Source organism: Chryseobacterium oncorhynchi (assembly GCF_002899895.1).
Classification (GTDB): domain Bacteria; phylum Bacteroidota; class Bacteroidia; order Flavobacteriales; family Weeksellaceae; genus Chryseobacterium; species Chryseobacterium oncorhynchi.
Map to the genome: position 1 here is coordinate 148,187 of NZ_PPEI02000002.1, position 11,841 is coordinate 160,027.

At 35.0% G+C, this 11,841-nt stretch carries 13 protein-coding genes; 3 read left to right on the forward strand and 10 right to left on the reverse strand.

The window, feature by feature from the left end; genetic code table 11:
- Positions 1-113 precede the first annotated feature (113 nt).
- Positions 114-1,835 carry an amidohydrolase gene (locus C1638_RS06320; RefSeq protein WP_109619312.1) on the forward strand — a complete coding sequence of 574 codons (1,722 nt, stop codon included), beginning with the start codon at positions 114-116 and terminating at the stop codon, positions 1,833-1,835.
- Between the two features lie 83 nt (positions 1,836-1,918).
- On the opposite strand, the gene C1638_RS06325 is transcribed toward C1638_RS06320, so the two are convergent.
- The 10 genes from C1638_RS06325 to C1638_RS06370 all read right to left on the reverse strand — a co-directional run bounded on the left by C1638_RS06325 (position 1,919) and on the right by C1638_RS06370 (position 10,496).
- Positions 1,919-2,530: an inorganic pyrophosphatase gene (locus C1638_RS06325; protein WP_045496234.1), complete on the reverse strand. Its 612-nt coding sequence runs from the start codon at positions 2,528-2,530 to the stop codon at positions 1,919-1,921.
- A 17-nt stretch (positions 2,531-2,547) separates the two neighbouring features.
- Positions 2,548-3,060: a DUF7935 family protein gene (locus C1638_RS06330; protein ID WP_109619314.1), complete on the reverse strand. Its 513-nt coding sequence runs from the start codon at positions 3,058-3,060 to the stop codon at positions 2,548-2,550.
- Between the two features lie 36 nt (positions 3,061-3,096).
- Positions 3,097-4,029, reverse strand: a complete 933-nt coding sequence (locus tag C1638_RS06335) for a phytanoyl-CoA dioxygenase family protein (protein ID WP_109619316.1) — start codon at positions 4,027-4,029, stop codon at positions 3,097-3,099.
- A gap of 21 nt (positions 4,030-4,050) precedes the next feature.
- Positions 4,051-4,965, reverse strand: a complete 915-nt coding sequence (locus C1638_RS06340; protein ID WP_109619318.1) for a hypothetical protein — start codon at positions 4,963-4,965, stop codon at positions 4,051-4,053.
- The gene (radC, locus tag C1638_RS06345) at positions 4,962-5,639 is read right to left on the reverse strand and encodes a RadC family protein (protein WP_109619321.1); all 678 of its coding nucleotides are present in this window, start codon (positions 5,637-5,639) and stop codon (positions 4,962-4,964) included. The genes C1638_RS06340 and radC overlap by 4 nt, the downstream gene beginning before the upstream one ends.
- 29 nt (positions 5,640-5,668) lie before the next feature.
- Positions 5,669-6,247 carry a murein L,D-transpeptidase catalytic domain-containing protein gene (locus C1638_RS06350; protein ID WP_109619323.1) on the reverse strand — a complete coding sequence of 193 codons (579 nt, stop codon included), beginning with the start codon at positions 6,245-6,247 and terminating at the stop codon, positions 5,669-5,671.
- A 14-nt stretch (positions 6,248-6,261) separates the two neighbouring features.
- Positions 6,262-6,930 (reverse strand): ABC transporter ATP-binding protein, encoded by a 669-nt coding sequence (locus tag C1638_RS06355; RefSeq protein WP_109619325.1) that lies wholly within the window; start codon positions 6,928-6,930, stop codon positions 6,262-6,264.
- A gap of 114 nt (positions 6,931-7,044) precedes the next feature.
- Positions 7,045-8,646, reverse strand: a complete 1,602-nt coding sequence (locus C1638_RS06360; protein ID WP_109619327.1) for a dihydrolipoamide acetyltransferase family protein — start codon at positions 8,644-8,646, stop codon at positions 7,045-7,047.
- A gap of 110 nt (positions 8,647-8,756) precedes the next feature.
- Positions 8,757-9,758, reverse strand: coding sequence for a pyruvate dehydrogenase (acetyl-transferring) E1 component subunit alpha (gene pdhA, locus C1638_RS06365; protein WP_109619329.1), 1,002 nt, complete (start codon positions 9,756-9,758; stop codon positions 8,757-8,759).
- A gap of 318 nt (positions 9,759-10,076) precedes the next feature.
- Positions 10,077-10,496, reverse strand: a complete 420-nt coding sequence (locus C1638_RS06370) for an NIPSNAP family protein (protein WP_109619331.1) — start codon at positions 10,494-10,496, stop codon at positions 10,077-10,079.
- Between the two features lie 219 nt (positions 10,497-10,715).
- On the opposite strand from C1638_RS06370, the gene C1638_RS06375 reads away from it, so the two are divergent.
- Positions 10,716-11,318 (forward strand): phosphatase PAP2 family protein, encoded by a 603-nt coding sequence (locus tag C1638_RS06375; RefSeq protein ID WP_109619333.1) that lies wholly within the window; start codon positions 10,716-10,718, stop codon positions 11,316-11,318.
- A gap of 8 nt (positions 11,319-11,326) precedes the next feature.
- Complete coding sequence (locus C1638_RS06380; RefSeq protein WP_109620577.1) at positions 11,327-11,815, forward strand: BlaI/MecI/CopY family transcriptional regulator; 489 nt, start codon at positions 11,327-11,329, stop codon at positions 11,813-11,815.
- The last annotated feature ends 26 nt before the right edge of the window (positions 11,816-11,841 follow it).

Sequence of the window (11,841 nt, forward strand, 5' to 3'; positions counted from 1 at the left end):
AATTGTAATTAGTTTTATAAATATAATAAAATTATAAATACAGTATAAGATCAAACCGTAATAATACATTATTTCGTAGATTTGTTTATCACCATAAAATGAATTAAACAACTATGAGAAACTACATTTACATTCTTTTATTGGCAATCAATATGAGTAGTTGTCAGAACAGGGTTCCACAAGAGAAAGCTGATATTATTTATTTTGGAGGCTCTATTGTAACGATGGAAGATCTTTCTCCCAACGTTGAAGCTGTAGCCATAAAAAATGGAAAAATACTTTTCACAGGAACAAAATCAGAGTTAGATCGTTATTCGGAAGCAGCAACAAAAATGATTGATCTTAATGGTAAGACCCTCCTTCCAGGTTTTATAGATGTTCATGGGCATCTGACTTCAAGAGCAGGAATTATGGATGCCGTAGACCTTTCTCCAGACCCATATGGCACCGTAAATTCTATTAAGGATCTACAGAGCACGATTAAAAATTACCTTAAAGAAAAGAAAATAGCAGATCAACAGCCTATTATCGGAAATGGTTATGATGATGCTATTATGACAGAACACCGCCATCCAACAAGAGAAGAATTGGATGCTGTCAGTAAGACCAATCCGATCATTGTTATTCATGCTTCAGGCCATGCTAGTGTTGCTAACAGTGCCATGCTGAAATATCTGGAAATACCTGAATCAGTAAAAGATCCTGAAGGAGGACATTTTGGAAGAGACAAAAAAACCGGAAAATTAAATGGAAAGCTGGAAGAGAATGCGAGCTTCAAAGCATTACTGACTTTAACTGAAAAAATGAATAAAGGGAAAGATACCCAAGCACAAGCCCTACAGAATCTGATAAAAGCTCAGGAAGAATGGCTGAGCTATGGGCAAACTACTATTTGTGACGGAAGAACGATGGGAGAAAGTGTAGCGCTTTTACAAAATGCGGCCTCTCAAAAACTTTTTAAAGCAGACGTAGTGTATTTTCCAGATTATGAGTATTTCAAAAATAATTTTAATACTTTCAAACCAAAGTATATGCATTATGAAAATCATTTGAAATTAGCAGGGTTCAAGTTTTCAGATGATGGGTCTCCACAAGGTAAAACAGCATGGCTCACCCAGCCTTATTTGGTACCACCTGCAGGTCAGTCCAAAGACTATAAAGGTTTTCCGATCTTTACCGATGATACATTATACACAGACCTCAAAACGCTGTTCCAAAATCATATCACAGCACAGCTTCATGTGAACGGTGATGCTGCTATAGATCAGGCAATACGGGTTATTCAACGATTAAAAGACGAAAATATTTACAAACCGGAATTGCGGGCCACGCTGATACATGTACAAAACAGCCGTCCAGATCATATTCAAAAAATAAAGGATTTGGGAGTCATTCCATCTTATTTTTCTACTCATACTTACTTGTGGGGTGACTGGCATTATTCTAGTGTTTTTGGTCCTGAGCGAGCCTCTTTTATAAGTCCGGCAAATTCAGCATTGAAAGCAGGGATTACTTTTACAATTCATCATGATTCTCCGGTTACTCCACCCGATCTGATTACGGCAGTATATGCAGCTGTGAATAGAAAGACACACTCAGGAAGAATTCTCGGGCCTGATGAAAGAATTACTCCTCTGCAAGCGTTAAAGGCAATTACTATTAATGGAGCCTATCAATTGCAAGAAGAGAATAGAAAGGGTTCTATTAAAACCGGAAAATTAGCTGATTTTGTGATACTTGATCAAAATCCTTTGACAATAGATCCTGAAAAAATCCGAGATATCACTGTTCTCGAAACAATAAAAGAAGGGAAGTCCGTATATAAAAGAAATTAAATATTCCTATCAACGCCATAAAATAAAAATGCAGACGAAAATTCGTCTGCATTTTATTATCATTATACTGTATCGAAGAACTATTATCCTCCGAATTTATCTGCGTAGTCTGTTTGAGAAGCTTTGATAACTTTTCTTGCATGTTCTGCACCGTAAACCTCTTGAATTCTGCATTTTGCAGGCTCATCCGGTAGGTTTTTATATGTTAGGAAGTAATGCATTAATCTCTTAACCTCCGCTTCTGGTAGCTCAGTAATATCTCTGAAGTGTCCGAAAGCATGGTCATTGATCATTACAGCAACAATTTTATCGTCAGCTTCTCCGCCGTCGATCATTTTGAAACCACCGATTGGAATAGCTTCCATCAATAGACCTCCTGCATGGATATTGTGAGAACTTAAAACACAAATATCAAGAGGATCATGATCTCCCATTGTCACATCAGTAGCTCCTGCTTCTACAGCAAGTCTCATCACTTCTTTATCACAATATGTTCTTGGAACAAAACCATATAAAGCCGGGATGATGTTAGAGAACTTCTGAGGTCTGTCTACTTTTAAATATCCTGTTTCTTTATCTACTTCATATTTAATAGTATCTGAAGGAACAATTTCCACAAATACATTTACAACATTTGGCGCATCTTCTCCTGCAGAAATTCCGTGCCATGGATGTGCTTTAAAATTTGGAATCATTATTTATCTGTTATTTTTTAAGTTATTATTAAAATTTCTTTTCTTAAATCCTCTATCGTGATTGTAATATAATCGTCACTTTCCATATAGTTCATGATAAAAATAGTTTTGAACTCGTCCAGTTCAACGTCTCCTTTCAATCCGTTATAGGTGGTATGAAGTAAATCGATAATTGCATTTTTGGAATCTACAATATTCTTCCATGAATGCTTTGTAAGGTACAACTGTTGTGAGGAATTATACTCAAATTCTTCATTAATTGACTTTTCTGTAAGGAAAATAAACTCATGAACAGCCAATCCTCTATCAAATCTCTGAATAAGATTGGATGGCTTTATCCTGTCCAGAAACAACGTCATTCTCTCATAAGAGTGCGCTTTGTTCTCGGAATTTGACTTCACGGTAAGCAGTTTAATTTCCTGATTTTTAAGGGTAATGTACGAGTGTACAAATTGTCTAAGCAAAACCAGAAAAGGAATTGCAATGATTAATGCAAATGCATACGGTAGATATCCTGAAAAACTCGCCATAATTTTAGGATGCAAAATTACTAATATTTTCTGATATTACAGTTCAAATAGCGCAGGTCTTTGTGTAACTTCATGATAGCAAACACTGTTTTCATCAAAAAAGTGATATACAAGGCTTTTTCTGGTTCTGTTTTTATCCGTATGAGGCTCACCACCATGAAGAATATTGGCATGCCATATCAATAAGTCTCCTTTTTTGGCTTTGAAAATTTCCTTTTTCAATCCCATTTCCTTTACTTTATTTTCAAGGAACTCTTCGTAAGCCTTATAACTTTTCTTTCCAATTCTTAAAGCATTTCCTTCATTATCATAGTCGGAATTTAAGAAGTAAGGAAGTTTGTGGCTTCCCGGAATGTAGTGCAGAGCTCCGTTATTTTCATCCACATCTTCCAAGGCGATCCACACTCCTAAAAGTCCTCCCAATGGATATGTTGTCATATGAATACTATCTGAATGGGTCTTTTGCTGGCTTCCGTTAATGAAATTGATGCTCTGAAACAATTTAGCTTTACCATCCAGTAAGACAGACAGAAACTCCAACAAGTCTTTATCACTTCCAATGTTTTTAATGATCTCTGAATGATGAATGGCAAACATCAGTTTTCCGCCATAGCGAAACTTCAAGGTACCATCCTCCATCAATTTTTCAATCTCTGTATTAATTTTCTCTGCAGTATCAGGGCTTAGAAAATTTCTTAGGATCATATATCCATTATCATCATATTGAGAAGCACTTTTCTGATTTTCTTCTGACAAGCTCTTGAAAAAAGCCGTAGATGATAGTTTATCTTCAAGAATTACTCTTTCTGTGGCCGGAAGATGTGCAAAATCTGAACTGGAAATTGGAGAAAAATAACTCTTCTTTACTCCATATTTTTTATACAGTGGAATATTGTGCTTCAGCTTATCTTTATGAAAAAAATTGTAGAAGATATAGGGAAGCTTATAATTCCTGATAAATTTTAGCATGATTAATTATTTTCTATAAAGTTACCTGTTTTTCGTAAAGACAAGCTTAATTATTTTACTGATAATATTCAGTTTCTGATGGTTTATGATGGAAAAAAAATATTCCTTAGCTCCAAATCTTTCATTAAAAGAAGCAACACTTGGCACATTACTTCCCATAAAGTCAAAGCTCTTTTCCTCAATGCATTTCTGAAGCTCATAATCTATTGCTATGGAGGGCAGATTTTTATTCTCAAGTTGAGAAGAATTGATAAACATACTAAGATAATCCGTTTGTCCCCCACAATATATTGCTACAAATGACTGAATACTGCCTTTATATTTAACAGTAAATGCATCCATAAGCCCGGCATCCATCAATTTCATCACGGTATTCCAATACACTTTTTTAAGAGGCATTTTGTCTATTCCCCTTACATTTTGGAGAAAGAAATCTTCAACATGGGCAGTGAAGTCTATCTTATCATTAAATTCAGCATTTGTCTGGATATCTTCGGTGTGCCTTACATTTCGACGTCTGTGGATATGGTATTTTTTCTTAACATCCTCATAGTTATTTTTAAGGAGTAGATATGATTTTTTCTTTTGCGTATCTACAGGAAAACCATTGTCCTTATTAAATGCGTAGAAAGCAACTGCAAAATTCTCTTTCAAGAATTTAAAAAAAGATAAGTTTACTTCGGGGTTATCTACTTTTGAAAATACTCCCAGCTGATGACAAAGTGCAGGCATCTGGATAATTTTAATTCCAAAATTGCTAGACCATGCTATTGGCATTACAGCTTCATAATCTTTGTAAATCAAAAGTCCCCAATTTTTACCTGCAATGATATCTAAAAAATCTTTTCGGGCAAAATCCGAAAGCTGGCATGCTTCAGATAAAGCCTTTTGATATTTTACAAAATCAATTTCATGGTATTTCAATCTCTTAATCATAATAATCCTTCGTCCGAAAAGCTAAAATAGGAATCTTGTGTAACAATAATATGGTCTAAAAGCTGAATGCTTAGTACCTTTCCTGCTTCCTTTATTTTTTGTGTAATATTAATATCTTCCTTACTTGGCTTTAAGCTTCCCGAAGGATGGTTGTGCGCAATAATAATTCCTGTTGAAAAATGTTCTAAAGCAGTTTTAAACAATACTCTCACATCAACAATGGATTGGCTTATACCTCCCTGGGTTAGCTGTGAAATATGAATAACTTTATTGCTGTTATTCATAAAAATGGCCCAAAACTCCTCTGTTCTTAAATCTGATAATTGGTTTTTAAGAATTGAATAAGCATCATGACTGTTTCCAATGATGGGCTTCTCCGGAATTTCCTGTCCGGCTCTTCTCCTTCCAATTTCCAATGCGGTGATGATAGAAATAGCTTTCGCTTCACCTACTCCTTTGAATTTCATTAAATCTTTTACAGAAAGCAGGCTTAGTTGGTGCCAATTATTATTGACTGAAGCTAAAATCTTCTTTGATAATTCTAAAACGCTCTCTTCTCTGCTTCCACTTCCCATAATGATAGCCAGCAGTTCCGAATCAGAAAGTGCACTCTTACCTTTTTGCAAGAATTTTTCACGGGGCCTGTCGTCTTCAGCAAGAAATTTTATAGACATGAGACAAAGTGTACATTACACGTTATAAATTAGTAAAAAGCATACAAAATAATTGGCTGCCTTGATTGATCAATATGTTTTGCTGTTTCTTTAAAAGCATTTACAGAAAGCATGGGACATCCTAAGCTTAAACATGCAGGATTTTGAGACTCTGCATCAGAAACACATCCAAATGAATGAAGTACAATAGCTCTCTTCATTGCATTGCTATTGGTTGAGTCCAGCCCTTTTAAACGATAGGCTTTTCCAAATTGTCCTACATAGCTCTCCCCAATTGCATATTTTCCTAAAGAAGATTGATATGAACCCTCAACATTGCTGAATTTCAAAGCATCCGATTGAGAAGTTACAGATCCAGAACCATGAGAAACAATAGCTTTTTGAACTATTTTATCATTTTTCAGATCATAGATAAAGTAACGGTATTTTCCTGATGAAATTTTAAAATTAATAAAGACAGCCAGATCCTGGTTGTAATTTTTATTCTTGATATAGTTCTTAATTTCAGAAATTTTGGATTGAGGTACATCGACAACATTGGCCTGCTGTGATTCAATTTTTGAACAGGAAATTAAAAATATTAAAAGGAAAATAAAATGTTTCATCATCTGTGTAAATACTGCTATTCTATAATCATTCCGTCTTTCATGACAAGTTTACGGTCTGTAATTTCAGCAAGATTGGGATTATGGGTAACAATCACAAAGGTCTGATTATACTTATCTCTAAGGTCAAAAAATAACCTGTGAAGATCATCCGCATTTTTTGAATCCAGGTTTCCCGTTGGCTCATCAGCAAAGATAATTTTTGGTGAATTGATTAAAGCTCTGGCAACAGCTACCCTTTGTGCTTCTCCACCTGAAAGCTGGTTGGGTTTATGATTAAGTCTCTGTTCAATTTTCAGATCTTCAAATAAAGCATGGGCTTTTTCAAGGGATTCTTTCTCATTTGCACCTGCAATTCTTGTAGGAAGAAGCACATTTTCCAAAGCGGTAAACTCGGGAAGAAGCTGATGAAACTGAAATACAAAACCAATATTTTGATTTCTGAATTTCGATAACTGCTTATCATTCATATTAATAAATGACTCTCCTGCAATTTCAATTTCAGTATCATATTTTCCGGATTGTGTAGGATGATCCAAGGTTCCTAAAATCTGCAGCAATGTTGATTTACCTGCTCCTGATTCCCCCACAATAGAAACAACCTCTCCTACCTTGATATGAATATCAACTCCTTTCAGTACTTCTAAATTCCCATAAGATTTATGGATATTTCTTGCTTTAATCATGCTTCAAAAATAGTAACATATTGTCGATTTTACAACAAATTGTATTAACATTATTTGTATTAAAATAAAAAAACCTCCCGGATTGGGAGGTTTTTATTATTTCTACATTAGAAATTACAGTAACAATGTTAATGGGCTTTCTAAATAAGTTCTTAAAGTTTGTAGGAACTGCGCTCCTGTAGCACCGTCTACTACTCTGTGGTCACACGCTAATGAAAGCTTCATGGTATTTCCAACTACGATCTGACCATCTTTAACGATTGGCTTCTCGATAATTGCTCCTACTGAAAGGATTGCAGAGTTTGGTTGATTGATGATACTTGTAAACGTTTCAATTCCGAACATTCCAAGGTTAGAAATAGAGAATGTAGATCCTTCCATTTCATTAGCCTTAAGACCTTTGTTCTTAGCTCTTGAAGCCATATCTTTCACAGATGCTGAGATCTGAGTGTAAGACATTTGATCTGTATTCTTCAATACAGGAACTACCAATCCGTCAGGAATAGCTACTGCTACACCAACGTTGATATTTCCTCTGTGAATGATCTTATCTCCAGCCCAGCTTGAGTTCACCTGTGGATGTTTTCTTAAAGCAATTGCTGTTGCCTTAATGATCATATCATTGAATGAAATCTTTGTATCTGGTAAAGAATTGATTTCTTTTCTAGCCTCAATTGCTTTATCCATGTTGATCTCAACCATTAGATAGTAGTGAGGAGCAGAGAATTTACTTTCAGAAAGACGTTTTGCAATAATATTTCTTACCTGAGAGTTTGGAGTCTCTGTATCTTCTCCCTGAACGAAGTTTACTGCAACCTGTGCAGCAGCACTTGCAGCCGGAGCTGAAGCAGCTGGTTTCGCCTGAGATGGCTGGTAGTTTTCAATATCTTTTTTAACGATTCTTCCGTTTTCTCCTGAACCTTGAACACTGTGGATGTCAACTCCTTTATCCTGAGCCATTTTCTTAGCTAATGGAGAAATTGCCACTCTGTCAGAAGATGAAGAATCAACAGCCGGAGCAGCTTTCTCTTCAGTTTTAGCTTCTGTCTTTTGTTCAGCAGGTTTTTCTGAAGATTGAGCAGCAGCTTTTGGAGCTCCTACAGCGGAAACATCAGTTCCTGCAGGGCCAATAATTGCCAATACAGAATCAACCGGAGCACCAGCTCCTTCTTCTACACCTTGCTTCAATAGTACTCCATTGAATTCAGACTCGAAATCCTGTACTGCTTTATCTGTTTCAATTTCAGCAAGAAGATCTCCTTCTTTTACTGTATCTCCAACATTTTTGTGCCATTTAGCTACTTTACCTTCTGTCATTGTATCAGAAAGTCTTGGCATCGTAATAACTTCTACTCCTGCCGGAACATCAGCTGTAGCAGTTTCAACAGCTTCTGTCTTAGGTTGCTCTTCTGATTTTGTTTCTTCAGAGCCAGCATTGGGAGCAGCTGCTCCACCTATTAAGCCTGAAATATCTTCTCCCTCATTACCGATGATTGCTAAAATAGAATCAACAGCAGCAGCAGCGCTTTCTTCTACACCAATATATAAAAGAGTACCTTCTACCTCAGATTCGAAATCCTGAACAGCTTTGTCAGTTTCAATTTCAGCTAAAATATCTCCTTCCTTTATTTTATCTCCTACTTTTTTATGCCATTTCGCCACTTTACCTTCCGTCATAGTGTCGGAAAGGCGGGGCATCGTAATTACTTCTGCCATAATTTTTATTAATTTGAAAATTTAGCAATCTGAAAATTTGAAATTTAAAAAAGTAACTGTTATAGTCTCATTTTCAAGTTTTCAAACTGTCAAATTAACTCATTATCTTTTTAGTTTTCTAATTTGTCTAAGAATGGATAGTTTTCCTGAGCATACACATATTCATATACTTTCTCAGCATCTGGATACGGAGAGTTTTCCATGAATTCGATACATTCTTCAACAAAGTCTCTAGACTTGTTATCCATAGCTTCCAATTCTTGTTCTGTAGCCCATCCGTTTTCTAAAATTCTGTGTTTTACCAACTCGATTGGGTCATCATTTTTGTGAATTGCTACTTCTTCCTTAGATCTGTAAGGTTCAGCATCAGACATAGAGTGTCCTCTGTAACGGTAAGTTCTTGCTTCAATGAACGTTGGTCCGTCACCTCTTCTTGCTCTTTCAATAGCCTCATAAGCAGCTTCAGCTACTTTTACAGGATCCATTGCATCTACAGCAAGACAAGGCATTTCGTATCCTAATCCTAATTTATAGATATCTTCGTGGTTAGCAGTTCTTTTTACAGAAGTTCCCATTGCATATTGGTTGTTTTCTACAACAAATACTACAGGAAGTTTCCAGTTCATTGCCATGTTGAATGTTTCATGTAATGAACCTTGTCTTGCAGCACCATCTCCGAAGAAACAGATATTCACTGCTTTTCTGTCAAAAAATTTATCTGCAAAAGCAATACCTGCTCCTAAAGGAATTTGTCCTCCAACAATACCATGACCTCCGTAGAAACGGTGTTCTTTGCTGAAAATGTGCATAGAACCACCCATACCTCCAGACGTTCCGGTAGCTTTACCGCAAAGTTCTGCCATGATTCTCTTAGGATCTACTCCCATCGCCATTGGATGGATGTGGCATCTGTAAGCAGTAATCATGCTATCCTTTGTCAGATCCATTGCATGTGTGAAACCAGCAGGAATCGCTTCCTGACCGTTATACAAATGTAAAAATCCTCTGATCTTTTGTTTTAGGTAAAGAGAACGGCATTTGTCTTCAAACCTTCTCCACATTGTCATATCTTCATACCACTTCAGGTATACCTCTTTAGAAAATTCTTTCATGTGTTAGCTCTTGCTTTTTTATGATGAAATAGTTGAGCAAAATTATGAAAAAAACTTTGTTTTTATTCTATACATAGATAACTTTTCGCTTTTTCTGTAAAATCTATTTGCAGGCCGAATGGATTATTCTTAATTTTCGACCCCAAGAAAGACTCAGAAAGTAACATTTTATCTATTACTTTCTTACTGTTATATATAAGGAATCAGCCTGCCTATCTACCTTTACATAAATAAGTAATAAGGCACGAGCATCAGGAATACATTACATTTTATCCCTCTACTTCTTTCATCTTTAATTATTGTTAATATGTCTTTTGGTTATTTTAACAACCTCTTTTCCGGAGAAAAATCTGTAAGTTTCAGTGTCCTGTCTTCAATTTCATTAACAAAATTGCCATATTGCTTTGCTGTTCTTGCTTTAATCTCTTTCCATTCTTCATCTGCCATAAATCTTTCCCACGCCATTTTCATTGTATTTTCATCTTTCCATTCAAGAAGATATACAAACTCTGTTTTTTCATTATACTCAGATTCCCATATTGACACAATCGTAAACCCGTATTTCTTCATTATTCTAAGAGCATGATCTCTAAATCGATCTAAAAACACCTGTTTATTTTCTTTTGGAATCTCATAAATCCTTAATTGATGAATGGGAGAAGATTCTTTTTGGGAAAGTACCTGTCCAAAGACTGAATTGCCAAAAATAATCAGTAATACAATAAATATTTGTTTCATTATAAATAGGTATTGAATGAATACTAACAAAAAATAAAATCCAAATTTCTTGAAAAGGGAATAATTAAAGTTATGAATTTCAAGAAATACATACTATTAATTTTAAAAGAATAATATTTTGTGCACGAAGGCAATCACCTTTCATTTTCTATATTCCATCTTTCTTATCTCATTTGTTTTTTGGGCTTATAGTCTTATATTTGATTTTTAAACTTTAATATGGAAGAAAATAAGTCTTCATTACTACATAAAACATCAAAGGTCATCTCTGATTTCTTCAATCCTTTGGTTTCACTGATCATCTTTTTTGTGTACATGAGCACCAAAGAATATACTGCTAAGGAATCTTTATTTTACTTTCTCCCCATATTATTAATGATTATCATACCTGTCGTTGTTTGGCTGGTATGGAATGTGAAAACCGGAAGATACACCAATATGGATGTCTCGAATAGGGTTCAGAGGAAGACGTTATATATATTTATCACAGCATGTGTGATTGCTTATCTTGTTTTTAATTACATCAAGAATGGATATATTGATCTGGTAATGCTGTTTATTTTAATTCTTCTTTTTTCTCTTCAGATCAGCAACTTTTTCATTAAAAGCTCCATGCATACCTCATTTAATATATTTGTAGCTGCATTATTTTTTACTTTAGACTGGAAAATGGGACTAATTTGGCTCGGAATCGCTATTTTGGTAGGGGTTACCAGGGTTATTTTAAAAAGACACACCGTAAAAGAAGTATTTATGGGTGCCGGAATAGCTTTTGTGGTATCTTTTATTTATCTTTATTGCAATATACAATTTCAACATTAGAAGAATATATGAAAATCAATCATCTTACTGCCGCAGAAGAAAACTTTATGAAGCTGTTTTGGAAAATGGAATCTTTCTATCTGAAGGACGTTATGGAGCAGCATCCGGAACCGAAACCACACCAAAATACGGTTTCCACATATTTGAAAATATTAGTTGAAAAGGGCTATTTATCTACGGTAAAGGAAGGACGAATCTTTAAGTATACCGTAATTGTTCCATTTGAAGAATATAAGAAATTCTTATTGAAAGAACTTTCACACAACTTTTTTAATGATTCAGGAAAGGAAATTCTGGAGTTTTTATTCAATGAAAAATTAATATCGCAGGAAGACTTAAAAGGCTACTTTGATCTTAAAATTGAAATTAAGCCCGCAAAAATTGAGGAACCAAAGTTTGAGGTTGCTGATGAGATATTAAATCCGAAGAAAGAAAAGAAAAGTAAGATCAGCAAGGATAAGGAAAAAGATAAAAAGAAGAAGAAAAAGAAACAATAAAAAAAAGCGGCTTAAAAAAGCCGCTT

Bases quoted from the DNA above. Each gene is read 5' to 3' on its own strand.
- pdhA (WP_109619329.1), bottom strand. From the start codon at position 9,758: ATGAAAGAATTTTCTAAAGAGGTATACCTGAAGTGGTATGAAGATATG.
- C1638_RS06320 (WP_109619312.1), top strand. From the start codon at position 114: ATGAGAAACTACATTTACATTCTTTTATTGGCAATCAATATGAGTAGT.
- radC (WP_109619321.1), bottom strand. From the start codon at position 5,639: ATGTCTATAAAATTTCTTGCTGAAGACGACAGGCCCCGTGAAAAATTC.
- C1638_RS06335 (WP_109619316.1), bottom strand. From the start codon at position 4,029: ATGCTAAAATTTATCAGGAATTATAAGCTTCCCTATATCTTCTACAAT.
- C1638_RS06340 (WP_109619318.1), bottom strand. From the start codon at position 4,965: ATGATTAAGAGATTGAAATACCATGAAATTGATTTTGTAAAATATCAA.
- C1638_RS06355 (WP_109619325.1), bottom strand. From the start codon at position 6,930: ATGATTAAAGCAAGAAATATCCATAAATCTTATGGGAATTTAGAAGTA.
- C1638_RS06325 (WP_045496234.1), bottom strand. From the start codon at position 2,530: ATGATTCCAAATTTTAAAGCACATCCATGGCACGGAATTTCTGCAGGA.
- C1638_RS06330 (WP_109619314.1), bottom strand. From the start codon at position 3,060: ATGGCGAGTTTTTCAGGATATCTACCGTATGCATTTGCATTAATCATT.
- C1638_RS06380 (WP_109620577.1), top strand. From the start codon at position 11,327: ATGAAAATCAATCATCTTACTGCCGCAGAAGAAAACTTTATGAAGCTG.
- C1638_RS06370 (WP_109619331.1), bottom strand. From the start codon at position 10,496: ATGAAACAAATATTTATTGTATTACTGATTATTTTTGGCAATTCAGTC.
- C1638_RS06350 (WP_109619323.1), bottom strand. From the start codon at position 6,247: ATGATGAAACATTTTATTTTCCTTTTAATATTTTTAATTTCCTGTTCA.
- C1638_RS06360 (WP_109619327.1), bottom strand. From the start codon at position 8,646: ATGGCAGAAGTAATTACGATGCCCCGCCTTTCCGACACTATGACGGAA.
- C1638_RS06375 (WP_109619333.1), top strand. From the start codon at position 10,716: ATGGAAGAAAATAAGTCTTCATTACTACATAAAACATCAAAGGTCATC.